Annotated in this window: 12 protein-coding genes and 1 pseudogene; 9 read left to right on the plus strand and 4 right to left on the minus strand. The window is 63.8% G+C overall.

Annotation, left to right across the window (positions count from 1 at the left end; genetic code table 11):
* Nucleotides 1-463, plus strand: a pseudogene (locus M3461_16360) (aldehyde dehydrogenase family protein).
* A gap of 52 nt (nt 464-515) precedes the next feature.
* Here the strand turns inward: M3461_16360 and M3461_16365 are convergent.
* Complete coding sequence (locus M3461_16365; GenBank protein ID MDQ3775800.1) at nt 516-860, minus strand: hypothetical protein; 345 nt, start codon at nt 858-860, stop codon at nt 516-518.
* A gap of 720 nt (nt 861-1,580) precedes the next feature.
* Here M3461_16365 and M3461_16370 point away from each other — a divergent pair.
* From M3461_16370 to M3461_16385, 4 genes are read left to right on the plus strand one after another with little or no spacing between them, the layout of a single operon-like run.
* On the plus strand, nt 1,581-2,474 hold the full coding sequence (locus tag M3461_16370) for a Dam family site-specific DNA-(adenine-N6)-methyltransferase (protein MDQ3775801.1): 894 nt from the start codon (nt 1,581-1,583) through the stop codon (nt 2,472-2,474).
* Nucleotides 2,475-2,482: 8 nt separating this feature from the next.
* Nucleotides 2,483-2,896: a hypothetical protein gene (locus M3461_16375; protein MDQ3775802.1), complete on the plus strand. Its 414-nt coding sequence runs from the start codon at nt 2,483-2,485 to the stop codon at nt 2,894-2,896.
* A gap of 3 nt (nt 2,897-2,899) precedes the next feature.
* The gene (locus M3461_16380) at nt 2,900-3,730 is read left to right on the plus strand and encodes a hypothetical protein (GenBank protein ID MDQ3775803.1); all 831 of its coding nucleotides are present in this window, start codon (nt 2,900-2,902) and stop codon (nt 3,728-3,730) included.
* Entirely contained in the window at nt 3,711-4,091 is a 381-nt protein-coding gene (locus M3461_16385; GenBank protein MDQ3775804.1) for a hypothetical protein, read from the plus strand. The genes M3461_16380 and M3461_16385 overlap by 20 nt, the downstream gene beginning before the upstream one ends.
* 1,429 nt (nt 4,092-5,520) lie before the next feature.
* Here M3461_16385 and M3461_16390 read toward each other — a convergent pair.
* The 3 genes from M3461_16390 to map form a co-directional block, all read right to left on the minus strand.
* Nucleotides 5,521-6,150 (minus strand): Uma2 family endonuclease, encoded by a 630-nt coding sequence (locus M3461_16390; GenBank protein MDQ3775805.1) that lies wholly within the window; start codon nt 6,148-6,150, stop codon nt 5,521-5,523.
* A gap of 166 nt (nt 6,151-6,316) precedes the next feature.
* A complete protein-coding gene (gene glnD, locus M3461_16395) occupies nt 6,317-8,980 on the minus strand; it encodes a [protein-PII] uridylyltransferase (GenBank protein ID MDQ3775806.1) in 2,664 nt (887 codons plus the stop codon).
* A gap of 24 nt (nt 8,981-9,004) precedes the next feature.
* Nucleotides 9,005-9,772, minus strand: a complete 768-nt coding sequence (map, locus tag M3461_16400) for a type I methionyl aminopeptidase (GenBank protein ID MDQ3775807.1) — start codon at nt 9,770-9,772, stop codon at nt 9,005-9,007.
* A gap of 261 nt (nt 9,773-10,033) precedes the next feature.
* Here map and rpsB point away from each other — a divergent pair, with 261 nt between their 5' ends.
* Genes rpsB through frr form a run of 4 tightly spaced genes read left to right on the plus strand, consistent with a single transcriptional unit; the run spans nt 10,034 to nt 13,220 of the window.
* Nucleotides 10,034-10,987 carry a 30S ribosomal protein S2 gene (gene rpsB, locus M3461_16405; protein MDQ3775808.1) on the plus strand — a complete coding sequence of 318 codons (954 nt, stop codon included), beginning with the start codon at nt 10,034-10,036 and terminating at the stop codon, nt 10,985-10,987.
* An 18-nt stretch (nt 10,988-11,005) separates the two neighbouring features.
* Nucleotides 11,006-11,890, plus strand: a complete 885-nt coding sequence (gene tsf, locus M3461_16410) for a translation elongation factor Ts (GenBank protein ID MDQ3775809.1) — start codon at nt 11,006-11,008, stop codon at nt 11,888-11,890.
* Between the two features lie 58 nt (nt 11,891-11,948).
* Nucleotides 11,949-12,653 carry a UMP kinase gene (gene pyrH / locus M3461_16415; protein ID MDQ3775810.1) on the plus strand — a complete coding sequence of 235 codons (705 nt, stop codon included), beginning with the start codon at nt 11,949-11,951 and terminating at the stop codon, nt 12,651-12,653.
* A gap of 3 nt (nt 12,654-12,656) precedes the next feature.
* Nucleotides 12,657-13,220, plus strand: a complete 564-nt coding sequence (gene frr, locus M3461_16420; GenBank protein ID MDQ3775811.1) for a ribosome recycling factor — start codon at nt 12,657-12,659, stop codon at nt 13,218-13,220.
* Nucleotides 13,221-13,400 lie beyond the last annotated feature (180 nt).

Here is a 13,400-nt window from a genome sequence, read left to right on the forward strand (position 1 = left end):
TGTACGGCGGTCAGGTCATCGAGAGCCCGGGTTATTACGTGCAACCGACGCTGGTGCGGGCGCAAAACCACTGGCCGGTCGTCCAGCGGGAGACCTTCGCGCCGATTCTTTATCTTATGACCTTTAAAGACTTCGAGGACGCCATCGCGATCAACAACGACGCCCCGCAGGGTCTATCCTCGGCGCTCTTTACCAATGACCTGCGCCGCGCCGAGCGCTACCTCGCCGCCGCCGGATCGGACTGCGGGATCGCCAATGTCAACGTCGGCACCTCCGGCGCGGAGATTGGCGGCGCCTTCGGCGGAGAGAAAGACACGGGCGGGGGGCGCGAGGCCGGATCCGATGCCTGGAAATGCTATATGCGCCGCCAGACCAATACGATCACTGGGGGACCGCGCTTCCCCTGGCCCAAGGGCTCCGCTTCGGCACCGAGGACCGAGAGCGTGCCAGCCGCCCTAGCTAGAATCGGACCTTTGGTTATGCGTATGTCTTCGTCGTGCATGGCCCGTCGCTCGTCACGGCTGGGCCAGCGCGGTGGTGATGGAATACCGCAGGCACTCGAGCTTCAACGGGTCTTCGACCGGGCGGTCCTGGGCGTCGGTGATATAGAAGATGTCCTCGACCCGCTCTCCGAAGGTCGCGACCTTGGCGTTCTGGAGGCGGACGCCGCAGAAGCGCATGGCGCTCGCGATGTGGGACAGGACCCCGGGCCTGTCGGTCGCGATCACCTCCATGGCGGTGCGGGCACTGGCCGGGTCGTCGCTGAACGAGACCTCGGTCGGGATCCGGAACTGCCTGAGCTGGCGGTCCAACCCGCGGTTAACCTTGAGCCCCACCGGGGCAGCGCCGCGTGTGCCCACGCCGGCCTCCCGATGGCGGGATCCGCGCAGGGGTCGAGCCGGCCCGCCCCACCGCCCGCCCAACCGGCAACGGAGACATCCCGCTCGCCGTCATCCAGTGGTGGGCGATGTTGGTCGCCCGCACTTATGAAATGCCAGGCCCAGGGATAGGCCTGCTTGGCGCGCCGAGGATGCAAGTCTTCCCGCTGCGCTGCCCCCATTCTGGGGAGCCGATGCGACTGATCGCCTTCGTCACCGACAGCGGATCGATCACGCGCATCCTCGCCTACCTCGGCGAGCCCACAAAAACACCGTACATCGCCCCGGCCGCCCCGCGGTCTTCCCTGGGAGAAGGACTTCGGTACACGCGAAGGCGATATGTTCGCCCTGAGCGAACGCGCAGCGTCGGAAGAGCAGGACGTTGCCGGCCAATCCACGGATGGATGCTTCACACCCCTACTCGAGTATGAGTTTGACCAGCGGGTGAGCTGGTAGGCGTTTTCCTCCTGTTCCTGCCGGTCACCGCACCTCGACTCGCACAGGCGCACTCACCGGAAACCGCCCCCAAACTTCACCCCGGAGACCCCGCCAACCAGAGGGGCCGTCCCGACTGAGCGCTTCCCCGCGGCGCCGGACCCTTTTCAGGCCGCCAAATCACTGCCCAGCCCGCCCAACCAAGCATGCTCCGTTGCAAGCCCGCGTTGAATCCTCTTATCCTTCCTTTCCTCCCCGCCCCACGCCATGGGCCGCCAACCCAACAACGGAACTCGCTTAACGGTGCCGCAGGCTGCCTCCGTACGGAAACCGTCTGCTGATCCCCGCGTCGACAGTGCCACTCTCGGTTCGACTGCCGCCGCCGTAGCCCTGCGCCCGCCCCTCAAGTGGGCGGGCGGCAAGCGATGGCAGGTGCCTCATTTGCGTCCGCTGTGGGACCGCCATCGCGCGCGCCGGCTGGTCGAGCCGTTTTGTGGTGGACTCGCGGTGACGCTCAGCCTCATGCCGTCGCGGGCGCTGCTGAACGACGTCAACCCGCACGTCGTGAACTTCTTCCGATGGCTGAAGCGCGGCCTGAAGGCAGACATCGCGATGCTGAACGATACGGCGACCTACTATGCGAATCGCACCCGGTTCAATGCGCTGCTGGCGAACGGCCAGGCGGATGCGATCGAAGCCGCGGCGCTCTTCTACTACCTGAATCGAACCGGCTACAACGGATTGTGTCGGTTCAATCAGCAGGGCGAATTCAACGTCCCGTTCGGCCGCTACAAGCGCATCGGGTACCAGACCGACTTCAGTGATTACATCGCCGCCTTCGCTCGCTTCGAATTCACGAACATCGATTTTGAAGCGATCCCACTGGAATCCGACGATTTAGTCTACGCTGACCCGCCCTACGACGTGGAATTTCGGCAGTATTCGAAGGATGGCTTCGGATGGCACGAACAGGTCCGAACCGCCGAATGGTTGGCGAAGCATCCTGGCCCCGTTGTGCTGTCCAATCAGGCGACTGACCGTATCACGAAGCTCTATCGACGACTGGGCTACACCCTGACTCCGCTGACTGCGCCGCGCTTGATAAGCTGCACTGGCGACCGCACGCCTGCTGAGGAAGTGCTGGCAACCCGGAACGTATAGCCGCGACGATGCCGGGAAACACGGGAACGGGCGGCGTCTTGGAAGGAATGATCCTGCCCGCACTGGATCGCGCCGGATACCGACATCGGGCTCAGGTCGTCATCAGCGACCGACTTGGCTGCGGACGACACGTCGTTGACGCCATCGCCGAAAAGGGCGGACGTGAAGTGCTCGTATCGGTCAAATGGCAGCAGGTCGCCGGCACGGCCGAGCAGAAGGTGCCCTTCGAAGCAATTTGCCTTCTGGATGCGGTTGAACGCGGCCCATACGAGAAAGCGTATCTGGTGCTCGGCGGCGAAGGGTGGAAGCTGCGACAGTTTTACGTTGGCGGCGGCCTGAATCGCTTTCTGGCGCTGGCCGACCGCGTTGAAATCATCACTCTGGAAGGTTTCGTGGCGAAGGCGAATCAGGGCAGGCTGTAACCGATGGCCGATCAACAGGACGAACTGAAGAGCCAGCGTCAGGCGTTCGACTTTCTGCGCGAACTCTTCCGTCAAGACAAGCTCTTCACGAAGGCGGACCTGGCGCAGCAGGCGGGTTGGTCTGAAAAGTCGATTTCGACCTACTGGTCCAAACAGTTCGAACCATTCGTCCAGCCGATTCCCCCGATTCTGAGAGGCCCCCAACAGAAGCATCAGCCGTATCGCGTAACCGACGTGTTTCTGACTGTCGGCACGTGGCCGAAGTTCCGTCGTCACGTCAGCCAGAAACGCCGCCTGACGTTCGAATACAAACATTCGACCTACCAGACCGTTCTGATCTTCGAATTCTTTCTGCCGCTGACAAACGAAACGGTCCTGCGGAACGCGCTGGACGCGTTGTTCTATCGCGACACGATTCAGAAAAAGCTGCTGGCGATTGGCGTCACGGAATTGAAGTCGCAGATCGAACCACGCCCGGACGAATCCGATAAGGCCTTTCTAGACCGCATGGTCGCATGGGTCGGCGAGCAGTTCGGCGGTTATTCGATTAGCCACGTGAATGGACGCTTCCGCGCCGGACGGATGCTGACGATGCAGGACGCAGCCGCCTTACAGGAACGCGGCGGACGTTACCTCATCGACGAAACGACGGCAGTTACGCGCTTCATCTTCCCTTGCGACGACGACACGCATGCGAAACAGGTAAGCTGGTTTTTCCACCGTCTGTTTGTCGAGAGCGTGATTCAGGTCGCCGGGGAAGCGGAAATCTGGATGATTGAAAGCGGGCTCGGCAGTCCGCGCCTGCATATCTGGCGTGCAAAGGAAGAAGCCTGACGACGGTCGTGTTGTAACCGTTCGGCCTGCCATCGGCGAAGGTGATGCGCGGGTATGGCTGCGTGCGAACGGCTACGACTACATTGCCGATCAGATTGATGCGGTGATGACGCGCTGGAAGGTGGAAGGCAGACGGACGCGCCGCAATTGGTGGGAGATTCTGGCCGGTCACATCAACGGACAGCCACGGATCGCAGGCGGCGTCACGTTTCCTGTCCTGCGTGCTGCGCGAAATCGGCAGGGACTTTGCGACGTACCGAACGCCATGAGTCGCAATCCGAACGAACAGCCGCCGCCGATCCGGCAGAGCCCGCGCTGGCCGAAGAAGCAGCGCAGAAAGAGACGTACGCGTCGTGTTTGAGATGCACGATTCGAGTCAGCAGAGCGGAGGAGGTATCCGGAGCCGTTGCTAACAAGCAAAGGGTACGCTGTGCGCACGCGGGTTGTTCGTCCGCTTCGCCATAGCGGCCTTCGCTTCGTGGCAGCGCAGCATCTGCCACAGACGGAGCCAGATGTCACGAACCAACGTTGAATACGCCCAGTAACGGACGTCGGCGACGAGCCTATTCTTAAGGGGCTTGTTGGTGCCCCAACGACATAAGCCGCGGACCTCAACGAGGTGCTCATGGTGGAAAGCCGTAGGGAGAACCGGACGAACACCCTCTCCGAACCCTGAGTCAACGCGCAGCGTCGGAGCAACAGACGTTGCCAGTCCCATCCAGGATGGATGCTTCACACCCATACTCGCGTATGAGTTCGACCAGTGGGAAGCAGGGAGGCGCCCTCCACCCGGAACCTTCCTGCCGGTCAACGTGACTTGACCGGCACGGGGGCTCGCGTCCGGGCATGCGGGCCTCGCCTGCCCGCCGCGCATCGGTTACAATAGTACCCATGCCGCCGTTCCCTTCACGGGATAGGGTGAAAGTCAGTCCATCGCCGTCGGGCCTGGCGAGAGGTTGTCCACCTTTGATCCACTTCCGAATTTGTACGTATTCCCCATGAGCTTCGCTTGATCGTTTGAGGGGACAATCGGGAGGACAGGTCTCTACCCTCCTCATCATCTTAATGGGAAGCTGAGCGGGCATCGGGAGCTTCAAGGTATCTGCTACGTCTCCATTCGAGTTATGACGGTATGACGACTTCCGTACGTCAGCACGTCCCAGGCCTTCAGCGACTTGAGGCACTTGTCCAATTCAGGCCGCTTGCGGCTTGCGCCGCTCGCCTTGTCGATGGATAGGGCACCAATTATTGCCACGTTGGAGGCAGGTAATGCCGGAATGTAGACACCAAGTAATATGTGGTCGGAATGGTGGCGAAAGCACAGAAGAAGGCTTGTGCATTCTGCACTCTCACAACCTCGGAAAAGATAAGCAACTCTTCGTAAAGGCTCTAGAGGATCACCAGAAAAACAAGGGGCACGATTTCTCATTTTTCGTTTTCCCACTTTTTAAGGCGGATGAATTGGCAATCCCACTCACGGTGTATGGTTGGGTTGTCGTCACGGTGGAAAGTATCTTAGTTAGGCCCCCTTTTCCTTGGGCTTTTTGCCTTAGCTGTTCGGCAACGCTTAAAGCGCTGAAGTGACCAGTAAAGGCTCGTCTGTCCGACGACGTGCCATAGAAGGTCGAAGAGCGAGGCGAGGAGCCCGCGATAGCCGTCCTCTAGATGGCCGACGTAGAGTCGTTGAGCTGGAGGCGCAGATGGTCCAAGGTATCGTCATGCTACGCGGTTTCTCACCAGCCATCCGGCAATGCTGCTTTGATGCCGCCCGCATCACCCCCCATCCGACTTCAATCGCCACCCGGAGCGGCTCCGCGCAAGGCTTGCCGATAGGCACGCACGGCCGCGGTCTGCGTGCTGGGCTCGGCCATGCAGCGAGTGAGTAGTTCGGGGTCGAGATCGGGGAGCCGGGTGCTGCGCGCCCCGACGGTATAGCCGCCCTCATCGAGTAGGTAGAACCACAAGCCTCCCTCTTGCCAGAACCAGACCTCGGGCACGCCCAAGCCCCGATAGATCGCCAGCTTGTCCAAGCCGCCCGAGGTCCATATCACCTCGATGACGATGTCCGGCACCGGCGGCATGGGCTCGCGCCAACCGACCAGGTAACACTCGTCCGCCTCGGCCCCACGCGCCAGGGCCTCTGCCTTGAGCGTCCAGGAACCGAAACCCTCCAGCTCGATGCCGCGCTCCTCGGCATAGGCCTCGAGTAGGCGCGCCAGACGCGTCTTCAGGTTCTCGTGGTCGATCGACGGTGCCATGAGCTCCAACTCTCCTTCGAGATAACTGACGCGAACCGCACCGTTGTCGCCACGCATGGCCAAGAGCGCCTCGAAGTCTTGCCAGCTCACCCCGTGCAGGCGCACGCGCTGGTCGATGCGCGCCGCGGCCGGCGCCGGATTGAGGTTCAGTACCGCGGCCATGATCTCAGAGTAACACGGAGGGCTGCGTGATGCGCTGGCCAAATCGAGCCGATCGGTCGGCGGACCAGCGGCGCTTTCCAACGCCACCGTTCAATCGTAAGGGGCAGTGGGGCGGCACGGGACGCGGGTAATCAGGCCTGCGAACGACTACAACTACCTTCGCTCGTCACGGCTGGGCCAGCGCGGTGGTGATGGAATACCGCAGGCACTCGAGCTTCAGCGGGTCTTCGACCGGGCGGTCCTGGGCATCGGTGATATAGAAGATGTCCTCGACCCGCTCCCCGAAGGTCGCGACCTTGGCGTTCTGGAGGCGGACGCCGCAGAAGCGCATGGCGCTCGCGATGTGGGACAGGACCCCGGGTCTGTCGGTCGCGATCACCTCCATGGCGGTGCGGGCAGTGGCCGGGTCGTCGCTGAACGAGACCTCGGTCGGGATGTGGAACTGCCTGAGCTGGCGGTCCAGCCGGCGATTGACCTTGAGCCCCATAGGGGCAGCGCCGCGCAGCCGTTCCCGGAGGACCGTCACGATCTCCCGGCTGAAGCCTTCGCTCTGGATCGCCTGGTGGCTCGCAGCTTCGAGCACGATGTAGGTATCGAGGCTGTAGCCGTCCGGGGAGCGGATGATGCGGGCATCCATGATCGTGATCCCGAGCTGATCGAGGACCCAGGTGGTGGTGGCGAACACGTGGTCGTAGTCCTTGCCGTAGATGAAGATCTCCGTGCCGCCACGCCGGGTCATCTCGCGGATGAGGACCAGCGGCAGGTGCTCTTCCCGCGCCCTCGCGATGGCCTCCGTGTGCCAGGTGATCTCGTCGGGCCAGTGCCGCACGAAATACTCCTCGCCGAGTATCCGCCATACCGACAGGATCGCCTCCTTGCTCAGGTCCGAGCGCATGAGTGTAGCCAGGGCCTCGCCCTTGGTCTCCGCGATCCATTCCTCTCGTTCCAGGGGGTTGCGCACCCCGCGCCGGAGCGCCCGCAGGGTACCATCGTAAAGCTCGGTCAGCAAGGCATCCCTCCAGCTGTTCCAGAGCGCGGGGTTGGTGCCGCGGATGTCGGCGATGGTGAGCAGATAGAGGTAATCGAGGCGCATCCGATCCCCGACCGCGCGCGCGAATTCGTTAATGACCTCGGGGTCCGTGATGTCGCGGCGCTGGGCGGTCATGGACATGAGCAGGTGGTGCTCGACGAGCCAGGCGACGAGCCGGGTGTCGAAGTGGCTGAGCCCGTGATCATTACAGAACTCGGCGGCATAGCGGCCTCCGAGCTCGGAATGATCGGCCCCCCGGCCCTTGGCGATGTCGTGAAAAAGCCCGGCGATATAGAGCAGCTCAGGCTTGGGGAGCTGGGCCATGATGCGCCGCCACATGGGGGTGGCCTCGGCGGACTCCGGGTCGGAAAAGCGCCGCAGGTTCTGCACCACGAAGAGCGTATGGACATCGACGGTGTAGACATGGAACAGATCGAACTGCATGAGCCCGGCAACGGCCCCGAACACCGGCAGGTAGGCGCCCAGCACCCCGTAGCGGTGCATGCGCGCCAGCTCATGGCCGATGCCACGCGGCTGGCGGAGGATCTCCATGAACAACGCGCGCGACTTGAGATTGTTGCGGAACTTGTCGTCGATGAGATGACGGTGATCGCGGATCAAGCGGATGGTGCTGGCGCGTACGCCTTCGATCTCGCGGTGTTGCTGGAGAAGCAGGAACACCTCGAGCAGGGCACAGGGGTAGCGCTCGAAGACCCGATCGTGACGGGCGTCGAGGTAGCCGTTGCGGACCTGGAAGCGCTTGTTGAGCGGCGCAATCCGGGCCTCCCGCCGAGATTCCAGGATCGCCTCTCGAAACAGCTGCAGGAGCATCTCGTTCAGTTGTCGGAGCTCCATCGCCATGCGGTAGTAGTGCTTCATAAAACGCTCGACGCCGAGCTGCACGCCCTCCTGGTCGCCATACCCGAAGCGCGCCGCGACATGGCGTTGGTAGTCGAACAAGAGCCGGTCCTCGCGGCGGCCCGCGAGCAGGTGCAGGGCGAAGCGTACGCGCCACAGGAAGGACTGGACGGCGGTCAGGACCCTCTGCTCATCCTCGCTCACGAACCCGTGGTCGAGAAGGCCCCGCAGCGACTCGGCCCCGAACTGGCGCTTCGCTACCCACGCGATGGTATGGATGTCCCGCAGCCCGCCCGGCCCTTCCTTGATATTGGGCTCGAGGTTGTGGGCGGTGCCATGGAACCTGGCGTGTCGCGCCGTCTGCTCGGCGAGCTTGGCCTCGAAGAAGACGGCCGGTGGCCAGATGCGGTCGGGCGCGGTGGCCTCCCGCATGCCCCGGTACAGCGCCGGCGAGCCCGACAGGAGGCGCGCCTCCATGAGGTTGGTCATGACCGTGATGTCGGACCCGGCCTCGGTCTCGCAATCTTCGACCGTGCGCACGCTGTGGCCGATGTCCAGGCCGATGTCCCACAGGAAACGCACGTAGCCGGCGATGCGCTGGTGCTCTTCATCCAGGGTTTCTCCGCCCGTCACGATCGCGACGTCGACATCGGAGCCGGGGTGCAGCTCGCCACGCCCGTAGCCACCCACGGCCAGCAAGGCGAAACGCCCCGGATCGAGTCCCGCCTCGCGCCACGCAGACAGGAGGATCTGATCGATCAGCCAGGCGCGCTGGGCGCAGAGCCCATCGATCCCGGCCCCCATGTCGAACCCTTGCTTCAAGTGCTCGCGCCCGAGCGCGAGTGCCTCGCGATAGGCCGCGACCGGGGGGGCTCCCCGCCGGATCTCGCCCTCCAAACGCCTCGGGTCGAAGAGTGCCGGGTCCGGCGCGGCCAAGTGCATCATTCCAAAGTCGCTGCCATGGGCTCAGATATGCTCACCGGGTTGCAGGGTCAAGACCTCGCAACCCGTGTCGGTGACGAGCACGGTATGTTCCCATTGGGCGGACAGACTGCGGTCCTTGGTGACCACCGTCCACTGGTCCGCGAGGAGCTTCACGTGGCGCTTGCCGGCGTTGATCATCGGTTCTATGGTAAAGGCCATGCCGGACACCAGCTCCAATCCGGTCCCCGGTTTGCCGTAGTGCAGGACCTGCGGCTCTTCGTGGAATTCGCGCCCGATGCCGTGGCCGCAATATTCGCGTACCACGGAGAAACCGTTGGTCTCGGCGTGACGCTGCACGGCATGCCCGATGTCCCCGAGCCGGACACCCGACCGCACCGCCTGGATGCCCCGCACCAGGCATTCCCGGCACACCTCGCAAAGGCGGCGGGCGCGCAGCGGCGGCGTGCCGACGAAGAACATGCGGCTGGTATCGCCGTGGTAGCCGTCCTTGATGACTGTCACATCGACGTTGACGATGTCACCGGGTTTCAGGGTCTTGTCCCCCGGTATGCCGTGGCAGACCACGTGGTTGACCGAGGTGCAGATCGATTTCGGGAATCCCCGGTAGTGGAGCGGTGCCGGGATGGCGGCCTGGGTGTCCACGATATAATCGTGGCAGATGCGGTCGATTTCGGCGGTCGTGGTACCGGCCACGACATAGGGCTCCACCATGCGCAGGACCTCGGCGGCCAGCCTCCCCGCGGTGCGCATCTTGTCGATCTCTTCGGCGGTCTTGATGGAATAGGCCATGGGAACCTATCAACCTTGATTGGCCGGGGCCGGATGGCGGTCTATGGGCTCCGGTACGCGATGGTGGGCGGTGACCTGGTCCGATGCCGAATTGTTGGCGGCAGAGAGGTATGGTATAAAGCGCGGGCTTTCGTAGCAAACCACTCACACACGTTTACGTGCATCCGGGTGCCCGAGGGCCGAAACCGGTGGCCCCAACGTAATAAAAGGAGGGTCGATGCGCCGAGTGTGGAGGTCCAACCCAATCTTTCGGAGTCGTTCATGACAGACGTCAGCATGCGCCAGATGCTGGAGGCGGGTGTCCATTTCGGCCACCAGACCCGCTACTGGCATCCCCAGATGGCCTCGTACATCTTCGGGGAACGCAACAAGATCCACATCATCAATCTCGAGAAGACCCTGCCCCTCTTCAACGAGGCGATGGCCTTCCTGCGCAAGATGGCCGCGCGCAAGGGGGTCATCCTCCTGGTCGGCACCAAGCGCGCGGCCCAGGAGGTCGTCAAGGCCGAGGGCGCGCGCTGCGGAATGCCTTACGTCAACCGGCGCTGGATGGGGGGGACCCTCACCAATTTCCGCACGGTACGGCGCTCCGCGCAGCGCCTGCGCGAACTCGAGTCGATCTGCGGCGAAGAGAATTCCGGCAAGCTCACCAAGAAAGAGCTCTTGAGATACCGGCGCGAGCTCGAAAAGCTGGAACGCGGCCTCGGTGGCATCAAGGACATGGAGGCGCAGCCCGACGCGATGTTCGTCGTCGATGTGATGCACGAAAAGAACGCCGTGGCCGAGGCGCGCAAGCTCGGTATCCGGGTCGTGGCGGTGGTCGATACCAACAGTTGCCCGGAGGGCATCGATTACATCATCCCGGGCAATGACGACGCCACCCGCTCTATCGAGCTTTATCTCAGGAGCGCCGCCGACGCGATCCTGGACGGGCGCGAGTCCATCCCCGAGCCGATGGAGGGGGCCGGCGACGAATTCGTCGAGCTCAACGAATCCGGCGAGCCCATCGTGGGTCCCGACGTGGAGGACGGGCGTGCCGCAGTCCGGAAGAAGCCCCCGGTGCGCAGGCGCGTGATCGACAAGCGCGTGGCGCAGGGGCCCGCGGGTGATGGCGCCGCGGAAGCTCCCGCCACCGACGTCGCCGGCGGCGACGCCGCCTGGGGTGCAGAGACCGTGGCAGAGGCCGGTGAGCCGGCGCTGCCCGGCGACGCGTAGCAAGAGGGACGACAGGCGATGGAGATCAGCGCGACGACGGTCAAGACCCTTCGGGAACGCACCGGGGCGGGGATGATGGAGTGCAAAAAGGCACTCATCACGACGGCCGGGGACATCGAAAAGGCTATCGATCTCATGCGCACCTCCGGCATCGCGAAGGCGGCCACCAAGGCAAACCGCATCGCCGCGGAGGGCGTGATCGCGGTGACCCCGAATCGAAAAAGCCTGGCACCGGGCCTCGCAGCCATGGTCGAGGTCAATTGCGAGACCGACTTCGTGTCCCGCGGCGATGAGTTCCAGGCCTTCGCGGAGGCCGTGGCCGCCTGTGTCCTCCGGCACCGGCCGATCGATCTCGCGGCCCTCCTGGCGTTGCCGCTCGATCCGGGCGCTGACAGCGTCGAGTCGGCCCGCGGCGGGCTCATCGCCAAGATCGGCGAGAACATCACCGTGCGGCGTTTCGCCCTCATGAGTGCGCCAAAGGACGGCCGGGTGGGCGTCTACCGCCACGGCACCCGGATCGGCGTGTTGGTGGCGCTCGAGGGTGGCGATGTCGCGACGGATCTTGCCAAGGATATCGCCATGCACATCGCCTGGAGCCGGCCGGTGTCTATCAGTGAAGCGGATGTGCCGCAGGCGCTTATGGACCGCGAGCGCGAGATCTTCAAGGCCCAGGCCGCCGAGACCGGGAAGTCCCACCAGGTCGTCGAAAAGATCGTGGCCGGAAAAATCGAGAAGTTCCTGAATGAGGTCACCCTCCTCGGCCAACCGTTCGTGAAGGCCACCGACAAGACACCGGTCGCCCGGATCCTGGCCGATGCCAAGGCCACGGTGCGGGGTTTCGAGCGCTTCGAGGTCGGTGAGGGCATCCAAAAAAAGGCCATGGCAGAGGCCCGTGGCGAATAGCTTGGGCGGACCTACCACGTGCGCGCAGGTCCCGGCCTATCGGCGGGTGCTGATCAAGATGAGCGGAGAGGCGCTCATGGGGGCAAGCGATTACGGCATCGACCCCGACGTCATTCAGCGTCTGGCGGAGGAAGTCAAGGACTTGGTGATCTGCGGCATCCAGGTGGGTATCGTGATCGGCGGCGGCAACCTGTTGCGCGGACAAGGGCTCGCGGCCAAGGGCATGGACCGCGTCACGGCCGACCAGATGGGCATGCTCGGGACCTTGATCAACGCCCTGGCGCTGCAGGACGCGCTGGAGCGGATCGGCCTCTACGCACGGGTGATGTCCGCCATCCGCGTCCACCAGATCTGCGAGGAGTACATCCGGCGCCGCGCAGTCCGACACCTCGAGAAGGGGCGCGTGGTGGTGTTCGCGGCGGGCACCGGCAACCCGTTCTTCACCACCGATTCGGCCGCGAGCTTGCGGGCCATCGAGATCGACGCCGATCTCATGATCAAGGCCACCAAGGTGGATGGGGTTTATTCCTCGGACCCGCGGCAGGATCGCGACGCGCGGCGTTACGAGCATCTGGACTACGACCAGGTCCTCATGGACCGGCTCGGTGTGATGGACGCCACGGCCGTGGTGCTGTGCCGTGACAACGCCGTGCCCTTGAGGGTCCTGGACATGACCAAGCCGGGGGCGATGATGCGCGCGGTCATGGGCGAGCCCGAGGGCACGCTGGTCACAAGCACGGCCCATTCGCGGAAGGCCCTATAATCGATGACACCCATCGACGACATCCTTCGCGATGCGGGGAACCGCATGGACAAGGCCATCGAGGCCTTGCAGCACGAGTTGGCCAAGGTCCGCACGGGGCGCGCCCACACGAGCCTCCTCGACCATATCAAAGTCGAGTATTACGGCTCGGAGGTACCGATCGGCCAGGCGGCGACCATCTCGGTGGTGGATGCCAGGACGCTCTCGGTATCGGCGTGGGACAAGGGCCTGACCAAGGCCCTGGAGAAGGCCATCCGCCAGTCCGACCTCGGGCTCAACCCGGCGGTCGCTGGGGACGTGATCCGTATCCCGCTCCCGCCCCTGACCGAAGAGCGCCGTCGCGACCTCATCCGCGTGGTCCGCCACGAGGTCGAGCAGGCGCGCGTCGCGATCCGCAACATCCGGCGCGATGCCAACCATCACCTCAAGGAGTTGGTCAAGGACAAGGACATCTCCGAGGATGACGAGCGGCGCGCCGAGGAGAAGACCCAGCGCATGACCGACGAACACGTCGCTCGGGTCGAGGTGAGCCTCGCCGCCAAAGAAAGGGAGCTCCTGGAGATCTAGCGCGTGCCGATCTCAATCATAATAATTTGCTCCACGGATCGGCTTGAACTGGGTACTGCCCTTGGGGAGCCCCCCCGGCGTGATCCGGTTTGCGTGATCCCGTCTGTTGCGTGATCCCGCTCGTGATCCCACGTGCGTGATCAAGACGTCGCGAGCGCGCGTGCGCCGCACGACCGTTCC

Source organism: Pseudomonadota bacterium (assembly GCA_030860485.1).
Lineage (GTDB): Bacteria > Pseudomonadota > Gammaproteobacteria > JACCXJ01 > JACCXJ01 > JACCXJ01.

Bases quoted from the DNA above. Each gene is read 5' to 3' on its own strand.
- M3461_16370 (MDQ3775801.1), top strand. From the start codon at position 1,581: ATGGGCCGCCAACCCAACAACGGAACTCGCTTAACGGTGCCGCAGGCT.
- M3461_16375 (MDQ3775802.1), top strand. From the start codon at position 2,483: ATGCCGGGAAACACGGGAACGGGCGGCGTCTTGGAAGGAATGATCCTG.
- tsf (MDQ3775809.1), top strand. From the start codon at position 11,006: ATGGAGATCAGCGCGACGACGGTCAAGACCCTTCGGGAACGCACCGGG.
- frr (MDQ3775811.1), top strand. From the start codon at position 12,657: ATGACACCCATCGACGACATCCTTCGCGATGCGGGGAACCGCATGGAC.
- glnD (MDQ3775806.1), bottom strand. From the start codon at position 8,980: ATGCACTTGGCCGCGCCGGACCCGGCACTCTTCGACCCGAGGCGTTTG.
- M3461_16390 (MDQ3775805.1), bottom strand. From the start codon at position 6,150: ATGGCCGCGGTACTGAACCTCAATCCGGCGCCGGCCGCGGCGCGCATC.
- map (MDQ3775807.1), bottom strand. From the start codon at position 9,772: ATGGCCTATTCCATCAAGACCGCCGAAGAGATCGACAAGATGCGCACC.
- pyrH (MDQ3775810.1), top strand. From the start codon at position 11,949: ATGAGCGGAGAGGCGCTCATGGGGGCAAGCGATTACGGCATCGACCCC.
- M3461_16380 (MDQ3775803.1), top strand. From the start codon at position 2,900: ATGGCCGATCAACAGGACGAACTGAAGAGCCAGCGTCAGGCGTTCGAC.
- rpsB (MDQ3775808.1), top strand. From the start codon at position 10,034: ATGACAGACGTCAGCATGCGCCAGATGCTGGAGGCGGGTGTCCATTTC.